General features: G+C 70.8%; 18 protein-coding genes and 2 pseudogenes. 15 read left to right on the forward strand and 5 right to left on the reverse strand.

Annotated elements, in window-relative coordinates:
* The first annotated feature begins 98 nt into the window (after positions 1 to 98).
* A complete protein-coding gene (locus tag ACFQ87_RS09005; RefSeq protein WP_380609947.1) occupies positions 99 to 503 on the forward strand; it encodes a nuclear transport factor 2 family protein in 405 nt (134 codons plus the stop codon).
* A 222-nt stretch (positions 504 to 725) separates the two neighbouring features.
* Here the strand turns inward: ACFQ87_RS09005 and ACFQ87_RS09010 are convergent, their stop codons facing one another.
* Positions 726 to 872, reverse strand: coding sequence for a hypothetical protein (locus ACFQ87_RS09010; RefSeq protein WP_380609948.1), 147 nt, complete (start codon positions 870 to 872; stop codon positions 726 to 728).
* Positions 873 to 1,028: 156 nt separating this feature from the next.
* Here ACFQ87_RS09010 and ACFQ87_RS09015 point away from each other — a divergent pair, with 156 nt between their 5' ends.
* Positions 1,029 to 1,625 carry a TetR/AcrR family transcriptional regulator gene (locus ACFQ87_RS09015; protein WP_380609949.1) on the forward strand — a complete coding sequence of 199 codons (597 nt, stop codon included), beginning with the start codon at positions 1,029 to 1,031 and terminating at the stop codon, positions 1,623 to 1,625.
* A 248-nt stretch (positions 1,626 to 1,873) separates the two neighbouring features.
* On the opposite strand, the gene ACFQ87_RS09020 is transcribed toward ACFQ87_RS09015, so the two are convergent.
* Positions 1,874 to 2,962, reverse strand: a complete 1,089-nt coding sequence (locus ACFQ87_RS09020) for an alcohol dehydrogenase catalytic domain-containing protein (protein ID WP_380609950.1) — start codon at positions 2,960 to 2,962, stop codon at positions 1,874 to 1,876.
* Between the two features lie 97 nt (positions 2,963 to 3,059).
* Here ACFQ87_RS09020 and ACFQ87_RS09025 point away from each other — a divergent pair, with 97 nt between their 5' ends.
* The 12 genes from ACFQ87_RS09025 to ACFQ87_RS09080 all read left to right on the forward strand — a co-directional run bounded on the left by ACFQ87_RS09025 (position 3,060) and on the right by ACFQ87_RS09080 (position 15,927).
* The gene (locus ACFQ87_RS09025) at positions 3,060 to 3,953 is read left to right on the forward strand and encodes a LysR family transcriptional regulator (RefSeq protein WP_380609951.1); all 894 of its coding nucleotides are present in this window, start codon (positions 3,060 to 3,062) and stop codon (positions 3,951 to 3,953) included.
* A 295-nt stretch (positions 3,954 to 4,248) separates the two neighbouring features.
* Positions 4,249 to 4,374 carry a hypothetical protein gene (locus ACFQ87_RS09030; protein WP_380609952.1) on the forward strand — a complete coding sequence of 42 codons (126 nt, stop codon included), beginning with the start codon at positions 4,249 to 4,251 and terminating at the stop codon, positions 4,372 to 4,374.
* Between the two features lie 136 nt (positions 4,375 to 4,510).
* Positions 4,511 to 4,675, forward strand: coding sequence for a hypothetical protein (locus ACFQ87_RS09035; RefSeq protein ID WP_380609953.1), 165 nt, complete (start codon positions 4,511 to 4,513; stop codon positions 4,673 to 4,675).
* A gap of 68 nt (positions 4,676 to 4,743) precedes the next feature.
* Positions 4,744 to 6,951 (forward strand): MMPL family transporter, encoded by a 2,208-nt coding sequence (locus tag ACFQ87_RS09040; RefSeq protein ID WP_380609954.1) that lies wholly within the window; start codon positions 4,744 to 4,746, stop codon positions 6,949 to 6,951.
* 5 nt (positions 6,952 to 6,956) lie between these two features.
* Positions 6,957 to 8,144, forward strand: coding sequence for a sensor histidine kinase (locus ACFQ87_RS09045; protein ID WP_380609955.1), 1,188 nt, complete (start codon positions 6,957 to 6,959; stop codon positions 8,142 to 8,144).
* A 4-nt stretch (positions 8,145 to 8,148) separates the two neighbouring features.
* The gene (locus ACFQ87_RS09050) at positions 8,149 to 8,799 is read left to right on the forward strand and encodes a response regulator (protein ID WP_380609956.1); all 651 of its coding nucleotides are present in this window, start codon (positions 8,149 to 8,151) and stop codon (positions 8,797 to 8,799) included.
* A 643-nt stretch (positions 8,800 to 9,442) separates the two neighbouring features.
* Complete coding sequence (locus tag ACFQ87_RS09055) at positions 9,443 to 9,961, forward strand: hypothetical protein (RefSeq protein WP_380609957.1); 519 nt, start codon at positions 9,443 to 9,445, stop codon at positions 9,959 to 9,961.
* Positions 9,962 to 10,127: 166 nt separating this feature from the next.
* Positions 10,128 to 11,285, forward strand: coding sequence for a DUF4331 family protein (locus tag ACFQ87_RS09060; protein ID WP_380609958.1), 1,158 nt, complete (start codon positions 10,128 to 10,130; stop codon positions 11,283 to 11,285).
* Positions 11,282 to 12,385 (forward strand): tetratricopeptide repeat protein, encoded by a 1,104-nt coding sequence (locus ACFQ87_RS09065; RefSeq protein ID WP_380609959.1) that lies wholly within the window; start codon positions 11,282 to 11,284, stop codon positions 12,383 to 12,385. Before ACFQ87_RS09060 ends, ACFQ87_RS09065 begins: the two co-directional genes overlap by 4 nt.
* Positions 12,378 to 13,736 carry a Dyp-type peroxidase gene (locus tag ACFQ87_RS09070; RefSeq protein WP_380609960.1) on the forward strand — a complete coding sequence of 453 codons (1,359 nt, stop codon included), beginning with the start codon at positions 12,378 to 12,380 and terminating at the stop codon, positions 13,734 to 13,736. Before ACFQ87_RS09065 ends, ACFQ87_RS09070 begins: the two co-directional genes overlap by 8 nt.
* A 148-nt stretch (positions 13,737 to 13,884) precedes the next feature.
* Complete coding sequence (locus tag ACFQ87_RS09075) at positions 13,885 to 14,754, forward strand: NAD-dependent epimerase/dehydratase family protein (protein ID WP_380609961.1); 870 nt, start codon at positions 13,885 to 13,887, stop codon at positions 14,752 to 14,754.
* 198 nt (positions 14,755 to 14,952) lie between these two features.
* Positions 14,953 to 15,927, forward strand: coding sequence for an alpha/beta hydrolase (locus ACFQ87_RS09080; RefSeq protein WP_380609962.1), 975 nt, complete (start codon positions 14,953 to 14,955; stop codon positions 15,925 to 15,927).
* Between the two features lie 220 nt (positions 15,928 to 16,147).
* On the opposite strand, the gene ACFQ87_RS09085 is transcribed toward ACFQ87_RS09080, so the two are convergent.
* Positions 16,148 to 17,074, reverse strand: coding sequence for an AraC family transcriptional regulator (locus ACFQ87_RS09085; protein WP_380609963.1), 927 nt, complete (start codon positions 17,072 to 17,074; stop codon positions 16,148 to 16,150).
* 92 nt (positions 17,075 to 17,166) lie between these two features.
* Between ACFQ87_RS09085 and ACFQ87_RS09090 the strand changes: the two genes are divergently transcribed.
* Positions 17,167 to 17,952, forward strand: a complete 786-nt coding sequence (locus ACFQ87_RS09090) for an MBL fold metallo-hydrolase (RefSeq protein ID WP_380609964.1) — start codon at positions 17,167 to 17,169, stop codon at positions 17,950 to 17,952.
* Between the two features lie 141 nt (positions 17,953 to 18,093).
* Here the strand turns inward: ACFQ87_RS09090 and ACFQ87_RS09095 are convergent.
* Positions 18,094 to 18,429, reverse strand: a pseudogene (locus ACFQ87_RS09095) (transposase); the annotation flags it as partial.
* A 146-nt stretch (positions 18,430 to 18,575) separates the two neighbouring features.
* Positions 18,576 to 18,793 (reverse strand): annotated as a pseudogene (locus ACFQ87_RS09100) (transposase family protein); the annotation flags it as partial.
* Positions 18,794 to 18,801: the final 8 nt, after the last annotated feature.

The raw sequence follows: 18,801 nt of genomic DNA on the forward strand, positions 1-18,801 counted from the left end.
CAGATTAGCGTGCGCAGCGCACGCAATCTGCGGTACTGTGCAGATGCGTGCTCGACGCACGCATATTTTGCCGGAACGTGAATCCCGAGGAGATCCCCATGACCGCCGCCACCACTCGCACCGACGTCGTCGCCGCCCTCACCGACCTGCTCTTCACCCCCGGTCTGGAGCTGGCCGAGGCCGTCGACCGGCACTTCGCCCCCGACTACCGCCAGCGCACCGACGGCCGCTGGGACAACCGCGAGGAGTTCACGACCCACATCGCCCACCTGCGCACGATCGTTGCCGGCGGCGAGATCCAGGTCCTGGAGGAGCTCGTGCAGGGCGACCTCTACGCGGACCGCCACATCATCGACATCCACAAGACCGACGGCTCCTCCGTGCGCGTGGAGGTCTACCTCTTCGCCGAGTTCGCGGCCGACGGCCGGTTCCGCCGCATCGAGGAGACCACCCTCATGCTCCAGGGCGCCGACGCCGACCGGAACATCGGCAGCGCCCGCTGACCCGGCGGCCCCGCCGTCCGGCCGAGTCGGCTGTCGACGGCCGGCATTGACACCCCGAAACGCGAGGGCGCCCACGCCGGCTCCGACAGCCGGGCCCACCGCCGCCGAAGCCACGCCCGTCCGCGCCCCCGTCACGGACGGGCGTGGCTTCGGCGCCGCGCAGGAGCCTTCCACGAGTACCAACAGGCCGGATGATTCGGTCGTTGGCGGTGGGACGGTTCTTCACTTGCTCCGCAGGATCCCGAGCGGCTCGGGGTCTTCCGCCAGCGAGGCGGCCGCCACCTCCCAGCCGGCGTCGTCGCCCTGGAGGGCGCCGTGCGGGAAGGCCGTGGTGAGCTGCTGGATCAGGGCCACGCGCGCGGCATCCATGCCCGGGTGTTCTTCCGGCTCCCCCTCGGGGCGTGGCGGCGACGGCCTGGCCGTCGGTTCCCCGGGTCTGGCATCATAAATGAAACGGAACCTTGTTCCACATGCGATACGGAACGCCGTTCCGCTTTGCAGGAGCAGTCGTCGAAGGAGTGCCCGATGAGCGAGAGCAGTCCGCGCCAGGGAAGTTCGGCCGCCTCCAAGCGCAGGGACGCGCGCCGCAATCAGCAGACCCTGCTGGACGCCGCCGCCGCAGTCTTCGTCACCTCCGGCGTGGACGCACCGGTACGCGAGATCGCCGCCAAGGCCGGCGTCGGGCTGGGCACGTTCTACCGCCACTTCCCCACGCGGGCCGACCTCGTCATCGCCGTCTACCGCCACCAGGTCGACACCTGCGCCGAAGCGGGCCCGGCTCTGCTGGCGGCCGGCCCGACGCCTTTCGCCGCCCTCGAACGCTGGGTCGACCTCTTCGTCGACTTCCTGGTCACCAAACACGGCCTGGCCGCCGCGATGCAGGCGGACAGCACCGGCTTCGAGGTGCTGCACGCCTATTTCCTCGACCGCCTCGTGCCGGTGTGCGCCCAGCTCCTCGACGCCGCAGCCGCCGCCGGCGAGATCCGCCCCGACCTCGATGCCTACCACCTCATGCGCGGAATCGGAAACCTCTGCATCGGCACCGACAGCGACCCCCGCTACGACGCACGCCGACTGATCGCACTCCTCCTCGCGGGGCTGCGCCAGCCGCACCGAACCTGACGCCACAAATGACCGGGCGTGCCGCGTTCACCCGCCAGGACATGCGCCGGTGGACCCCGCCCGGTATCTCCTTCGCCGGCCCGGGGCCGCCGGCGGCATCGTCGCCACCGCCGGGGACCGGGCCCGCTTCGACACTGCACTGCTCTCCGACAAGCTGCTCCCCGCCGCCCAGCTCACCGCGAATGGGGTGCACGATGGCTGCACCATGACCAGAGGCTGCTCCAAGACCCCTGCTACACCGCTCGGCATCAATTGGCAGGCGGGGCGAGGACGGTTCGGTCGAACGGCCCGCCATGCGCGGCGGCGTACTCGACAGCGTCGTTGACGGCGTCGAGGGGGAAGGTCCGGACCCATTCGGCATTGAGATCGAGCGCACCGGATGCGACGAGTCGGATCATGCCGACGTTCGCCGAGCGGGGGTACATCCACTGCCCGCGCACGGTGACCGAGTTGCGCATGATCCACGGGTAGGGGAGAGCGAGGTCGGCACCGCCGAGCATACCGACGCCGCCCATGAGGACGACACGGCCGTACTCGCGGACGGTCATGGCCGCCGCACGTGCCGCCGAACTGGGTGCGGCGGGCGGGAGCAGGTCGATCACCATGTCGATCGGGCCCCCGGCTGCGGCGGACATGGCCGTGCGGTCGGCGTCCTCGTCGCCGGTCAGTTGGACCGGGCGTACGCGCGGGCCGAACCGGTCTGCGAGGAGGTCGAGCACGGCGCGGTTGCGGCCCGGCGTGACCACCCGGCCCGCTCCCATCGCAAGGGCTGTGGCGACCGCGGCGCTACCAAGGTTGCCGGTGGCCCCGCTGACGAGCAGTGTTTCGCCGGCTTCGAGCCCTCCTGCCAGCAGTCCTCCGTAGGGGATTACGTACACGCCGAGCGAGGACCAGCGCGCCGGGTCACCCTCCGCTTCCGTGGGCAGTGCGTAGACGTTCTCCGTCGGCACCCGCATGAGCTCGGCGAATGACCCGTCGTGCAGGTGCCGGGCGAGCCTGGCACCGCCGTCGCCGCGGGAGCTCCAGCCCTGCAACGTGATGTCGGGGGTCAGAGCGTCGTCGCGAGAGCGGACCGTGCAGTCGCACCACACCAGGTCGCCGACGCGCAGCCGGGTGGCATCCGGGCCGATGCTGACGATCCGGCCCACGCCACCGGTACCGGGGACCACTGGCGGTTCGAGCGGGTAGTTCCGCCGACCGTTGAAGACCTCCTCGGCGTACGGGGGGACGCAGCCCGCCAGGACTTGGACCACTACCTCGCCCCCGCCTGCCACGGGATCGGGCATCTCCTGCACGGTGAGCGGGGCGCCGAACTCTGTCAGGACTGCTGCTCGCATCTGCCGGCCTCCTTGATTGTCCGTCTTGAGACGACGTTAGGAGCACGGCGGCCATGCGCCAAGCGACGATCTGGCATCTGTGGTATGCGTAGTACGCATGGACTTCTCCAGTACATCTCTCCGGGTGTTGCGGCAGGTCGCCGAGTCGGGGAGCTTCACTGCGGCGGCCTCCCAGCTCGGCTACACCCAGTCGGCGGTCTCACGTCAAGCAGCGGCCCTCGAACGGAGCGCGGGCGCCGTCCTGTTCGAGCGCCGCTTCGACGGGGTGCACCTCACCCCCGCGGGCCTGACCCTGCTCCGGCACGCCCGCACGATCCTTGACTCCGTCGCCGAGGCCGAACAGGAGCTCGCCGGCTCCTCCTCACCGACGGAACTGGTTCGGCTGGGCATGTTCCCCAGCGCCGGGGCACTGATCCTGCCGCCCGTGCTCACACGGCTCGCAACGGCCGGCCCGCATCTCACGGTCACGACGCGGGAGGCCACCACACCCGTACTGATCCGCGCCCTGCGGGCAGGCTCGATCGACGTCGCCGTGCTGACATCCCGCCCACCGCACCGGCCGTCGGACGGCGAGTCCCCCCAGCTGCACATCGAAACGGTCGCGGACACCGAACTGCTCGTAGGGGCAGCAACCACCGGCATGTTCGCCGGCCGCACCGCGGTGCACGTGGACGAGCTCGTCGACGCTCCCTGGATCGCCGCCCCGTCATCGGGTGCCGAACCCCTGCTCGGCGTCTGGCCCGGCCTGCCCGGCCGGCCGCGCATCGTCCACACGACGAGGGACTGGATGACGAAGCTGCAGCTGGTCGCCGGTGGTTTCGGCGTGACAACCGTCCCGTCCCGCATGTCGATCGTGCTGCCGCACGGCGTGAGCCTGCTGCGCGTAGAAGGAGCGCCCCCCGAGGTCCGCCGGATTCTCCTGGCGCGGCTTCCCGGCCGACCGGGCCCCGGAATCTCGGCTGCCATCCGAGCGATCACCTCGGTCGCTTGACCTGTCGCCGGAGCCCGCCAACGCCGTCCCCATCGCGTTCAAGAGCCCCACCATCGACGACGCCATCCACGCCTACGAAGCCGTCCTGCAGCCCCGCTCCGTCGCAGCAGCCGAAGGAGCCGCAGAAGGCATCAACAGCGCCTTCGCCCCCGACAGCGCCGCCCAGACCCTCCTCGCCCACATGACCCAGCTCCGCTGACACCGCATCACCGCCTCGCGCCGTCACCCGAGCGGCCGCCTTCCCCGACCTGCCGATCCACCGGACCACCGAGCCCGGAACCATCGTCGACCGGATGTGCGGGTCGGCCGCCCGGTCGAGACCGGAGGACCGTTCGACACGGCCTACACCACCGTGGTGACTGTCCAGGACGGTCGGTTCGCCTCCTACCGCGAGTACTGGAACCCTCTCGCCGTCCGGTAGCCCGGACTCGACTTCCCCGGGAGCGGTGCCCGATGACCATGACCACCACCGGCGCCACCCTGGTCATCGGCGCCACCCGGATCACCGGCAGCCGTACCGCCACACGGTCGGCCGCTGCCGGAGACTGGCCGCGCAGATGCCCTTCGAGTTCGCCGCAACGCCGACCGGCATGGACCTCGCCATCGCCGAGTGCGCCGCGGACCGCACCACCGACACCGTCCAGCGACTCACCGGCCGCCCGCCACAAGTCGTCGGGGTCCACCTGCTCCAGCGGCAGCCCCACCCCCCTGGCGTCCACTGACCGGTGGACCCGAGGTTCAACCGGCCGGGCGTGTCGGGCGCGGCCCCCGGCCGACCAGGATCTCGGGTATGAGTCAACTCCCTGTACGGATAGCCCGTTGGAGCGCCCGGCACGCATGGCGCGCGATCGCCGGCTGGTTCGCGTTTGTCATTGTGTGCCTCGGTGTTGGTGTCGCGATCGGCTCCCATGAAGCAACTACCGAGGATTACCGGGTCGGTGAGGCGGGGCGGGCCGAGGCGATCGCGGCTGCGGGAGGCTTGCAGCAGCGGCCGACCGAGCAGATCATCATCCGTGCCAGGTCCGGGCCGCTGGACCTGGCCGCCGCCGCGGCGGCGCAGGACCTCACCGAGCGGCTGCGGAAGCTGCCCGAGGTGGACAGCGTCGCGGCTCCGGTCCGCTCCAAGGACGGCAAGGTTCTCAGGGTCCCGGTGGTCCTTGAGGGCCCCGAGCTGGAGGGGAAGAAGAACGTCGTCCCGGTCCTCGCCCAGACGGCTCAGGTGCAGGGCGGCCACCCGGACCTGATCGTGGAGGAGACCGGCTCCCCCTCCATCAGCAAGGGCGTCAACGACCAGCGCGGGAAAGACCTCACGCTCTCCGAGCGCATCACCCTGCCGGTCACGCTCATCACCCTGCTGATCGTCTTCGGATCGGTGGTCATGGCCGGAGTGCCACTGCTGCTTGCGCTCTCCTCGATCGCCGCCGCCCTGGGGCTGTCCATGATCGCGTCCCATGTCCTGCCCGACCCCGGTGTCGGGACCAACATGATCCTGCTCATCGGCTTGGCGGTAGGCGTCGACTACACGCTCTTCTACCTCAAGCGCGAACGCGAGGAACGGGCCCGTGCCGGGGGGCGGCTCAGCTCCGAGGCCCTGGTGGAGCTGGCGGCGGCGACCGCGGGCCGGGCCATCGTGGTCTCCGGTCTCGCCGTGATCGTCTCCACCGCGACCCTGTATCTGGCCACGGACGTCATCTTCTCCTCGCTGGCGACGGGCACGATCCTGGTCGTGGCGGTCGCCATGGTCAGCTCGCTGACCGTACTTCCCGCACTCCTGGTGAAGATCGGCCGGCGGACCGAGCGCCGTGCGGCCGGCAAGGCCGCCCGCCGGGCGAGCCGCGGCAAGCCGGTCCGGACCAGGCGCGCGGAGGCCGAGACGGGCCGGGTGTTCGGTGCCCTACTGAGGCCCGCGCGGAATCGTCCCGCCCTCACGCTGTGCGTGTCGGTGCTGGTCATGCTCGCTCTGGCGGCGCCCGCGCTCGGCCTGAAGCTCGTCGACCCGGGCAAGGACACCTTCTCCCGCGGCATCCCGGCCATGCAGGTCTACGACCGGCTGAACGCGGCCTTCCCGGAGCTCCTGGTCAAGCACGTCGTTGTCACCCGCTCCACTCCGGACCGAGCGACCCAGGTGCAGCATGCGCTGGCGGACCTCGGCCGGCGGGCGCAGGCCGATCCGCTGTTCGCCAGGGACACCGAGCCGACGGTGCGTACGTCGGCTGACGGCCGGGTCAGCGTGCTGGAGCTGGCCGTCCCGTTCCCCGCCCCCTCCGCCGAGGCGATCGAGTCACTCGACCACATCCGGAAGGACTATCTGCCCGCCACGGTCGGCAGGCTGTCCGGCGTGGAGACGGGGGTGACCGGTGACGTGGCCCGAGGCCGCGACTACGTGGATCACGAGAACAGGAAGCTGCCGCTGGTCATCGGGTTCCTGCTGCTGATGACCTTCGTGATGAGCGTGTGGGCGTTCCGCTCGGTGGCCATCGGCCTGATCGGCGCCGTACTCAACCTGCTGTCCGCCGGGGCCTCGCTCGGCCTGCTGGTCGTGTTCTTCCAGGGAACGTGGGCAGAGCACCTGCTGGCATTCGACTCCCTTGGCGCAATCGCATCCCGGGTGCCGCTGTTCCTCTTCGTGATCCTCTTCGGCCTGTCGATGGACTACCAGGTGTTCGTGGTCAGCCGGATCCAGGAGGCCAGGCAGAACGGGATGTCGGCACGTGAGGCGGTAGTGGACGGCATCAGCCGGTCGGCCAAGGTGGTGACCAGCGCGGCGATCGTGATGGTGACCGTGTTCGGTGCCTTCGTCGCACTGCACCTCACCGAGATGAAGCAGATGGGCTTCTGCCTGGCGGTGGCCGTGCTGCTGGACGCCGTGGTCATCCGGCTCATGGTCCTGCCGTCGCTGCTGTTGCTCCTCGGCGAGCGGGCATGGTGGCCGCCGCGCCCGGCGCGACGGGCGCGGACCGCTGTCCCTGCTGCCGGCATGCCGCAGAACGTAAGCTGACGATCATGATTCAACGGCCGCAGCCCGACGACCGGTTCCGCACCCGAACGCTGCGCCGGTGGTACGCAGTCTCCTGGGTGCTCCTGGGCTTATGTCCCCCGGTCATCTCCGCGCTGCACCACACCGGAACGACGAGGTACTGGTCGTTGGCGCTGCTTGCCGTGGTCGCCCTCTGCTACACGATCGTTGTGGCCCTTCCCCGCAACCCCGTGCTGCGCCCCCACACCTTTCTGGGCGTGCTCGTCCTCGGCCTGGGCGCGCTGTCCCTCCTGCGCGGCGACGGCGCGGCACTGTTCATCGTGTCGCTCCCCCTCTTCTGGCTCTTCGCCAGGAGCCCGCGGCACTCGATCGCCCTCAGCGGCGCTGCCGCCGCGGCCACCGTGGCCGGCATCGTCCGCCATCAGAGCTGGCACGCGGAGGACTTCGCCACCGGCAACATCGTCTTCACCCTCATCGGCTACACGGCGGGCGTGCTGCTCGGACTGGGGGTGGTCCGGATCGTCGAGCAGAGCGACGAGCGAGCGCGCCGCCTGGGCTCCGAGCTGGAGAGCACCCAACTGCGCCTGGCCGAGGCGCACAAGCTCCAGGGCGCCACGGAGGAGCGTGAGCGGCTCGCGCGGGAGATCCACGACACCCTTGCGCAGGGCTTCGCATCCATCATCGTGCTGGCGGAGGCGGCCCGCTCCAGCCTCGACACCGACCCCGGCAGGAGCGCCCGGCAGTTGCTCTCGATCGAGAACACCGCGCGCGAGAACCTCGCCGAGGCGCGGGTACTCGTCGACTCCGCCCCCCAGAGCGGTCCCGCCCTCGGCTCGGTCGCCAAGACCCTGCGCCGGACCCTGGACCGGTTCGCCGAGGACACGGGGCTCACCGTCACCGCAGATCTGCCGGACGTCGAGTGCGACCAGCCGACCCGGATCGCGCTCCTGCGCTGCACCCAGGAATCCCTGGCCAACGTCCGCAAGCACGCGGCCGCCTCCGCGGTGGAGATCGTCCTCGCGCCGTCTCCGGATGGCGTCGAACTGGAGATAACCGACGACGGCAGGGGCTTCGTGGTCGAGGACTCCCACGGCTTCGGCCTCAACGGCATGCGCAATCGCCTCGCCGAACTCGGCGGCGAACTCATCGTCACCAGCTCCCTCGGCGACGGCACCCGCGTCCTCGCCGTGATTCCCACGAACAGTCAGGTGTGACGACATGACCGCTCGGACAGAGACGGACGGGCTCCGGATCATCGTGGTCGACGACCACACGGTCATGCGCGCCGGGGTCGTCGCCCTGCTGGCCTCGGAGCCCACCATCGACATCGTCGGCGAGGGCGGCGACGGCCGCGCGGCCGTCGAACTCGTCGGGCGCCTGAAGCCGGACGTGGCACTGATCGATCTGCGGATGCCGGTCCTCGACGGGGCGAGTGCCACCGCCGAGATCGTCGCCCGCCACCCGGGAACCCGGGTACTGATCCTGACCACGTACGACACCGACGCGGAGATCGAGCGCGCGGTCGAGGCCGGCGCGATCGGCTACCTGCTCAAGGACACCACGCGTGACCAGCTCGTCGACGCCATCCGATCCGCGTCCCGCGGCGAGACCGTCCTGGCCCCGAGGGTCGCGGAGCGGCTGGTCGCCCGCATGCGGCAACCAGCTCCGGTGGCCCTGACCACCCGGGAGGTGGATGTGCTGCGAGCGGTCGCCGACGGCCTGTCCAACGTGGAGATCGGCCGGCGGCTGGTCATCACGGAGGCCACGGTGAAGACCCATCTGCTGCGGGTCTTCGCCAAGCTCGACGTCAGAGACCGCACGCACGCGGTGGTCGTGGCCCTCGAGCGCGGACTGCTGGACAGGCGATAGCGGCTGTTGTCGTTCCGATCTTGAGGGGTGTTGGTCGAACGGGAGTCTCGATCGGATGATTCCGGCGGCGGCCGCGTGTCAGAACAACACCGCCGTCCTGGCTCTGCCGCCGATCGGTTGCCACGGGTCCGCGCCCGGGATCGCACTGCGCCGCCGGCAGCCCCGGCGGTCGTGGCGCTCGCCCGCCGGCTTGTGCTGGAGGCCGCCTGCGCGGCGCGGGAGGCCGGCCGGCGGCGACGCCGGGTGCTGCTGCGCCCACCGGTTGAACCACCACTTCACGATGGCGGCCCCGGCGAGGGCCGCGGTCAGGGTGGCCCGGAGCCTAAGCGGTCAGCGGCGCGGTCGACGAACCGTCGGCGGGACGGGCGGCTGTTTCCCTGACACATCGTCGGCCGCGTCGAGGTGGTGCACGGGTTCCGGCCGCAGCCTGGGGCTGCAGGCCGGCGCCCGGCGACTGGTGCAGCGCCGGGGATGTCCTGGCGGGCACGGTAGATCGCCACTGGCCGCGATGGTCGTCAGGACGGTCGGTGCTCGGCCTACTAGGCTGGGTCTGGGAACGATCCCGGAGGGGGCTCAGCCTCTACGGATGAGCCGATAGGAGATTCCAGACCAACCACCAGGAGATCCGAGGGGAGACGAGGCCATGACGACGCAGAAATCGCCGGCGACCGGGACGGCCGAGATTCCTACCGTGGTCAGGCAGCCCGAGGGTGTCGGGAAGCGGGCCGGGGAAGTAGCGGAAATCACCGTGCTCTTCGATGTCAAGCCGGGCGGGGCAGCCAGGTATCGCCAGGACGCCGCCAAGTACCAGGCCGATGCCTGGTACTACGAGAGGCTCGTCGGCACCGTCCACGACTTCCGCGTGGTCTTCATCAACAACGACACCCAGGTCATCGCGGCGGTCACTTACGACGGTGGCTTCAAGCCGTACCTCGCGGACATCATTGCCAACGCCGCGCCGTGGTTCGACGAGATGTTCACCGACGTCGTCGAGGGCTGGCCCGGGTCGACCGACCCTCACTTCAGCGAGTGGCTGACGTCGCGAATCGTGGAAGCCGACATGTGGTACGCGTCCAATCCGACCATGACGGTCCAGGACACCGCCAAGGCACAGAAGGTCACCCAGGCGTTCGACATGTTGCTGGATGCCGCAGCTGGCTAGTGGCCCACGACTACCGGTCGTGGGAGGGGAGTCCCCAGGGATTGTCTCCCGCGCAAAGCGCTCCGGCCGGAGCCGTGATACCTGGGGTCACCGAGGGATCACCGAGTGACCCGGCAACGGCGCACGGGTCGCCGGCGCCGGGATGCGCACAGGAGGTCACAGCGTCGTGTCCGACCACCTTTCCGGTCCCCGAGCCCTGGCCGATCCGGCCATCGATCTCGCCGACCTCTATGCCTTTCCCAGCCCCGCCCGGCCGGACCGGCTCGTCCTGGTCATGAATGTCTTCCCCAACGCCCGGCCTGGGGCCCTGTTCTCCGACGCCGCCGACTACCGCTTCCGCGTACGTCCCGCGAGAATCCCCTCGGAACGCTCCGACCCGCTCTTCGGCGTCGGCACCGACGAATACGCGTTCACCTGCACGTTCTCGGCACCGGCCGAGCCCGACGCCGACGGTGCGCCGGTCCAGCGGGGAACCTGCGTGCTCCCGAGCGGGGAGTCGGTTTCCTTCGAGGTGGACGACGAGCGGGGCGGCCACGGCTCTGGCGTTCGCATCTACGCCGGAGTGCGGCTGGACCCGTTCTTCATGGACGTGGGCAAGGAGGTGGAGACGCGCGCGGCTCGGCGGCTCGCGTTCCTGCCGAAAGGCAGCAACGCGCTGGAAGGCGCCGACGTTCTGACGATCGTCGTCGAGCTCGACGTCGCCACGGTACTCGGGTCGGCCTCGGGCACCGTGTTCGCCGTGGCGGCGGAAACCGTCACCGCCGGCCCCTATCCCATGCGCCTCGAGCGGCTCGGCCGCTTGGAGATGAAGAACGTCCTCCTGTCGGAGAACGGGGTCGACCCCGGCAACACGGTGGTGGAGCTCCGCGATCTCTACAACGAGGAGGACCCGTTCGAGTTGGCTCCGACCTACGTGAGTGCCTATCGCTCACGACTCAACGCCAACCTGGTCTTTTTCGACGGTCTCGACGGCAGGCTCGACTGGTCGACGCAGCCGGACGGGACGCACCCGCTGACGGAGCTGTTCCTCGCCGACTTCCTGGTCGTGGACGTCGCCAAGCCGTACGCCGAGGACAGCTACCTCGAGATCGAGCGGGCGCTGTTGGAGGGACGGGCACACACGACCTGTGGCGGCAGGTCGCTCAACGATGACGGCTTCGACACGCTGTACACGCTGCTCATCAACGCCGGCCGCGGCCCGCGGATCAGCGACGGCGTCGATGGGGCGACCGTGCCGGCCTCCCGCGAGTTCCCGTACCTGGCACCGCCCAACCCCGACCCGCCCGCGCCCTATTCCGTCCCGACGGTCGCCGCAAGCCGATGAGCGGCTTCCCGGCGGACGGCCGTGCGGGCGGCGGGTCGCGGCTCGATGGTGACAGCTGGCCGGTCACCACGGCAGGCGCGATCGCGATGGGAAACCTCGATGCGCGCATCGAGGGCCTGACGTCGCAGGCGAGCCGGGGAAGCCTGACGGGTGCCGGGTGGGCCGAGCTGGTGGAGCTGACCGCCCTGCGCGGGCACGTACTGGGCCGCATCGACGAGAGCGAGCGCGCCGCGACGCTGGCGGAGGCGTTCGTCGACCTGGCGCCGCGTGATCCCCTCTCCCATCTGGCTCGCGCCAGGGCGGCCGCCTTCTTCCACCGCTTCCCGGCGGCGCTGGCCGAGCTCGACGCGGCGGCCGCTCTGGGGCTCGACGGGCGAAGCCTGGACGCGGAGCGCGCCGCCGTCCATCAGGCGGTCGGGCGATACGACGAGGCACTCGCGCTGCATCGACAGGCGCTGGCCAGGCGGCCCGACTTCAGCGCTCTGGGGGCCCTGGCCGGCTGGCATGCCGAGCGCGGAGAGACGGTCGCGGCCGAGACCTGGCTGCTGGCGGCGCGACGCGCCCACCGCGGGGTCAGTCCGTTTCCACTCGCGGTGCTCGAGTGCCGGTGCGGGCAGATGTGGCTGGCCCAGGGCGACCTGCGAAGAGCGCGCAGCCGGCTGGAGTCGGCGGCCCGCCGGTTGCCGGCCTACGTACCGGCCCAGAGGCACCTCGCCGATGTCGATGCCGCCGAGGGCAGGGCGGGCGCGGCGATCGGGCGGCTGCGTCGGGCGGCGGCAGGCGGTGATCCCGACTGTGCGGCCCGGCTGGCCCGTGTCCTGGGCGAGGCCGGGGCATCGGCGGAGGCGCGGTTCTGGCGCGCCCACGCGGCCGAGCGGTACGAGGACTTGCTGGCGCGCCACCCCGAGGCGTACGCCGACCACGCGGCGGAGTTCTGGCTGACCGTCGGTGGCGATCCGCGGCGAGCGCTTCGGCTCGCGCTGCGCAATCTCGAGTTTCGCCCGACCCCGCGCGCCCACATGCTGGTGGATCACGCGATGTGTCAGTGTCGGACGGGGCTGACCGCGCCGGCGCTCGGTACCACCTCTGCCGATGCCTGACCGGGAGGACGACATGACGGTGGCCGAGGGACCGCGGCTGCAACTGGACGAGATTCAAGGCATCGTGCTGCGCGACCGGCCCTCACCGTATGTCGGCATGTACATCCTGCTGCGGGTGGACGATTCCGGGACCGGCCGGCAGTTGATGGGACGCCTGGCCGAGCTGGTCGACTCCGCCGCCGACTGGTGGCAGCCCACCCTTCCGGCACTCCTCAACGTCGGGCTGACGTATCGGGGGCTCGAAGCGCTCGAGGTGCCGCCGGCCTCGCTGAACAGTTTCCCCGCGGAGTTTCGGCAGGGCATGGCTGCCCGCGCCGAGTTCCTGGGTGATACGGGCGAGAGCGCACCCGCGCGCTGGGAGCCGCCCTTCGGCAACGGCCAGGTGCACGTCGTGCTGTCCCTCCTCGCCGCCGACCAGGAGTCGCTCGCGGTTGTCCTCGAACGAGCCCGCCAGGCCCACGCGCGGCTTCCCGGGATTCAGGTCGTCCATCGGCAGGACTTCTACCAGCTGTCCACGGGCCGCACCAGCTTCGGCTACAAGGACGGCATCGGCAACCCGACGATCGAAGGCAGCGGGGCGGCCATGCCCCCTGCCTGGGGTCCGGCGCTCAAGGCGGGCGAGTTCGTACTGGGCTACCCGGACCAGACCGGCAATCTGCCGCCGATGCCGGAGCCGGAGGTGCTGGGCCGCAACGGCACGTTCGTGGCCTGGCGGAAGCTCCACACGCGGGTCGCCGCCTTCCGGAAGTATCTCCACGACAACGCCGGCAGCCCGGACGAGGAGGAGCTGCTCGCCGCGAAGATCGTGGGTCGCTGGCCGAGCGGCGCCCCGTTGATCCTGGCATCCGAGCGCGATGACCCGGCCCTGGGGGCGGACGCGCAGCGCAACAACGACTTCCACTACCAGGAGGCCGATCCGCACGGCGCGATCTGCCCGCACGGCGCCCACGCCAGGCGAGCCAATCCGCGCGACTCGGAGATCATCGGCGACGTCCACCTGCACCGCATGATCCGACGGGGCACCAACTACGGGCCGCCGCTGCCGCAGGGCGTCCTGACGGACGACGGCGCCGACCGCGGCATCGTGTTCGTCTTCATCGGCACACACCTCGACCGGCAGTTCGAATTCGTGAAGTCGCAGTGGCTCAACGACGGCAACTTCACCGGCCTCGATCGGGAGAAGGATCTGCTCACGGGCGACAACGACGGCACCGGCATCTTCACGATCCCTCAGCGACCCGTCCGGCGCCGCCTGCACGGTGTCGAACGCTTCGTCATCACCCGTGGCGGCGAGTACTTCTTCCTGCCGAGTATCGGCGCGCTGCGCTGGTTGGCCCACCCAAACGCCTGAGCCGAGACGACCGAGTACCTGGGCGACGAGCGCTTGGAGTCGCGAGGGCCGCGCCGCTGAATGCTTGGAGGCGTTCACCTTCAACTCGGACCGGCGCTCGGGGTCCGGATCGGTACCGATCAGGTGGCCGATCCCCAGCGCGGAGTAGGTGCCCCCGCTGCCCCCAGGGGCGGCTCACTCCTACACCCAGGCCATGCACGGATGCCGGACCGTGATCCACACCGCCTCACCCTTCGTCCGGTCCGTACGGGATCCCCAACGCGACCTCGTCGACCCGGCCGTACGCGGCACCCGCAACGTGCTCACCACCGCGAACGAGGTCACCAGCGTCGAGCGGGTCGTGATCACCAGCTCGATCGCCGCGATGATCGGCGATGCACGGGACGTCCTCCGCATCCCGGGCCGGACCGTGACCGAGGCTGCCTGGAACACGACCTCGTCGCTCACCCGCGAGCCCTACAGCTACTCCAAGACCCTGGCCGAGCGGGAGGCATGGCGGATCGCACAGGCCCAGGACCGCTGGCGCCTGGTCACCGTCAACCCGGGCCTGGTGATCGGCCCCGCGCTGAACGACGACCCGACCAGCGAGAGCTTCACCATCGCCGGTCAGCTGGCGAGCGGCCGGGCGCGCCTCGGCGCCCCCCGCGTCGCGCTCGCCGTCGTGGACGTCCACGAGGCCGCGTACGCGCACCTGGCCGCCGCGTTCCTGCCCGATGCGCAAGGACGCCACCTCGTCGTGGCCGAGAGCACCGACATCGTCGACCTCAGCCGCAGGCTCCTGCCCGCCTACGGGTCACGGTCCGCGTTGCCGCGCCGCGCGCTGCCCAAGGCCCTCGCCGTCGCGCTCGGCCCGGCGGCCGGACTCGACCGCGGATACCTGCGCCGCAACGTCGGCTACGACCTGCGCTGTGACACGTCCAAGAACCGCCGAGACCTCGGCGTGCGCTACCGGCCCGCCCAGCAGTCGATCGAGGACATGTTCGACCAGCTCGTCCGGTCCGGGCCACCGCTCCGCTGACTTCCAGACCTGCCCGAGCCGAAGCCCGGACCCGCACCGAACGCCCCCGGGCGAGGCGCGGGGGCAGTGCAAGCCCGCGTCACCCGTTCGGCCCACCCTCCCCGCAGCCCGGCACGCGCCGAACCGCCAGGCGCGGCAAGGATGGTGCCGCGGCCGCCGATTCGCGCCGCCATACCCAGCCCACCCCAGGAGGCCTCCATGGCCACGACCTCCCGCCCCACCGCCCCGGTCCTGGAGCCGGCCGCCACCGACCTGGCCAAGGCCACCGACCCCCACCCACGCATCTACGAGATCCCCCCGGCCGACGGACGCGACGCACTGGCCGGCCTGCAGACCGGCACCGGCGTCGAAAAGCCCGCCGTCGACGAGGAGTGGATCGACGTCGACACCGGCCCGTACGGCACCATCCGCACCCGCATCATCCGTCCCGCGGGCGTCACCGGCACCCTGCCGGTGATCGTCTACATCCACGGCGCCGGATGGGTCTTCGGAGACGAGAACACCCACGACCGCCTCGTACGCGAACTCGCCGTCCGCGCCAACGCCGCCGTCCTCTTCCCCGTCTACACCCGCGCCCCCGAGGCCAAGTACCCCACCCAGATCGAACAGAACTACGCCGTCGGCCAATGGCTCAAGGACCACGGCCCGGCCAAGAACCTGGACCCCGCCACCGTCGCGGTCTGCGGCGACTCGGTCGGCGGCAACATGTCGACCGTCTTCGCGATGATGAACGCCGAACGCGACGGACTGCGCCTCGCCTGTCAGGTCCTGCTCTACCCGGTCACCGACGCCGCCTTCGACACCCCCTCCTACCTGCAGTTCGCCGAGGGCTACTTCCTCACCCGCGAAGGCATGCAGTGGTTCTGGGACCAATACACCACCGACCCCGCCCAACGCGCCGACCCCCACGCCTCCCCCCTGCGTGCCTCCCTGGACCAACTCAAATCCATGCCCCCGACCCTGGTCATCACCGACGAGGCCGACGTCCTCCGCGACGAGGGCGAGGCCTACGCAGCCAAACTGCGCGCCGCCGGGGTCCGGGTCACCGCCGTCCGCGTCCTCGGCATGGTCCACGACTTCATGATGCTCGACAGCCTGCGCGACACCGCCGCCAACAACGTCGCCCTCAAACTCGCCGGCGACACCCTGCGCGACGCCCTGCACGGATGGTGAGCTCCAGCCGTCGCCCGACCAGCACTCACCCCGCATGACGCCAGAGCGCCGTACCGTGAACGGGTGACGGGATCGCTCTGCACGATGAGGTCCTGACGGAGGCTCGGCCACCGAGACACCACTCCCGCCCCCGGCACCCGCTCTCACCTCTGCTGGTGGCGCATGCCGCTGCCCCCTGCGGCTGAGGCCTCTTGCCCCGGCAGAGTTCTGACCGAGGTTGCTATAGGGAATGGGTGGCTCGGTAGCGGGTGGGTGGGGTGCCGCGGTGGCGGGTGAATGTGCGGGAGAAGGCGAACTCGGAGGTGTAGCCGACGGTGTTGGCGATGCGGGTGACGGAGTCGTTGGTGTCTCGGAGCCTTCGTGCGGCGATCTCCAAGCGCCAGCGTGTGAGGTAGGCCAGTGGGGGTTCGCCGACGAGGCGGGTGAAGCGGCGGGACAGGGTGGCTCGGGAGACGCCGACTTCGCGTGCCAGGGTGTCCACGGTCCATTTCCGCCCGGGTTCTTCGTGGATGAGGGAGATCGCGGCAGCGACTTCGGGGTCGCGGAGGGCCGCCCACCAGGTGGCGCCGTGGCCCGGGTCGTCCCGCAAGGCCGCCCACTGGCGCAGGATGTGGACGAAGAGGACGTCGACCAGCCGGTCGGTGATGGTCTGTGAGCCCGGTGCCGGGTCGGCCAGTTCGGCGGTCAGCATGCGCAGCGTCTCGGTGAGATCGTGCCGGCGCGCCGAGGGGTCGGCACGCAGCAGCAGCACGGGTGGCAGGGTCAGCAGTGGGTGGGAGGCGTGGGTGTCGAAGCGGTAGCCGCCGCAGACGACGCGGGTCTGGGGTCCGGGGCCGGGGAAGTCGATCGGTGTGCCCTGCCCGCTGCCAGGCGCCGGGGTGACGTCTTCGAACCGGATCGTCGGTCCTGTCGGGTCGCCGGCCATCGCGTGACCGGTGCCGGCCGGGAGCAGGACGAGGTCGCCCGCCGTCAGGGGGAGCGGTTCGGCGCCTGGGCGGCGCAGCCAGGCGGCGCCCTGGGTGATGTGGTGGAAGACGGCCGAGGGCAGGTGCGGGAATTCGATCCCCCACGGCCCGGCGGCGTGCACCCTGGCGGTGACGGTGCCGCCGATCTTCGTGGCAGACAGCACATCGGCGAGGACATCCATGCCCGGACACTACACGCGGTGAGACGAACAGACAGGAATCTGCACCAGACAGGCATGGAACGGCTCACTCTGGCGGACATAGCCTCGGAGTCATGGCACACACCACAGTCATTCCGGTACCGGTGATGGGCAGACGCAACGTCAACGCCTATCTACTCCTGGGCCGTAAGGCGGTTCTGGTCGACACCGGCATCCCGGGCAGCGGCGCGAAGATCCTTGCTCGAATCGCCGAGCACGGCATCGAGCCCCGCGACGTCTCGGCGATCGTCATCACCCACGCCCACATCGACCACTTCGGATCCGCCGCGGAACTTCGCCGGGCCACCGGGGCTCCAGTGGTCGCTCACATCGCGGATCTCGGGCCCTACACAACCGGCCGGATCCGGGAACCGTACCTCCCCACCGGACGGTTCGGCCGCTTCCTGGATCGACTGGACGCCTTCCACGAACACGCGGAACCCTTCCGGCCGGACCTAGTGGTCGACGGCCCCACCGCGCTGTACGAGCACGGCGTCGACGCCCGGATCATGCCCACCCCGGGACACACCGCCGGGTCGATGTCGGTCCTCACCGATGAGGGCGATCTCGTCGCGGGCGACCTGGTCGCCACCTCGTTCCTCGGCGTCGCCCGCCGAAGGCCGGCCAACCCGCCCTTCCACGACGACCCGGTCGGCAACCTGGCCAGCCTGCGAGCCATGCTCGCGCTGAAGCCGACCACGCTGCACGTGGGCCACGGCGGACCGCTGGACCCGGCACGAGTGGAGAACTGGGCGGTCAGGGAACAGCACCGACTGGACAGGCTCGCCGCGCGCGGCAAGCTCCACACCCGGGCAGAGGGCGACGGCGCCACGGGGAATTCGACGAGCAGCAGGCAATGAGACCCGGGCCCTGGCCCCGGAGTGCGCCAAGCAAGCGGACGGCTGCCGTCGGTTGGTCGTTGAGCGCCTTCCCCGATCGGTGCCGCGCCGGGCGGCGATGCGTCGGAAGCGGGCGGCCAGGCAGGTGCCCTTGGACCGGCCCGCGCTGGCGGCCGCCTGGCCGAGGACCGCCTTGAGATAGCGGTTGCCATGCCGGATCTGGCCCGACATTCGCCTGCCTCCGGACTCGTGGTTGCCAGGACACATCCCGGCCCAGGAGGCGAGCTGGCCGGCGGTCGGGAACCGGGACATGCCCGCGCCGATCTCGGCCAGGATCACCTCCGCCGCGCGGTCGCTGACGCCGGGGATGGTGACCGGCAGCTCGATCAGTCGCCGAAAGGGCCGGCCGTCAGCGGTGTGGTGCGCGGCCAGGCGGCGGCCGATCTCCTCGGTGATCCGATCCTCAGCCGCGCGGGCCTGGTCGATGCGGTCGAGCATCGTGCGAACGATGAACGCGTGGTGCTCGGTGAAGGGGACACGCTCGCGGACCACGTCGGTGCGGTAGCGGGTCAGGTCCCGCAGCTGCCGGATCGGCTCCGGGGGCACGAAGCTGGGCCGGACCAGCCCGTACTCGACCAGCTCGGCACCGGACAGACCAGGCGCCGGACCCGTACTGACGCCATGACCCGCCGTCCGTCACCGGCACGTCGGCGACCACCCGTCCGTGGAAGCCGCGCACCCGCCCCGTCGGCTGCCCGCACGCCGGGCACGGAACGGGATCATCCCGGGTCCGTGCCGACACCCGGATGACCTCGCCCTCGCCCGTCACGCCCTCGACGACGGTTGACGGTCCCGAAAACACCACGCCCA

Source organism: Kitasatospora sp. NPDC056531, from assembly GCF_042794375.1.
Classification (GTDB): Bacteria; Actinomycetota; Actinomycetes; order Streptomycetales; family Streptomycetaceae; genus Kitasatospora.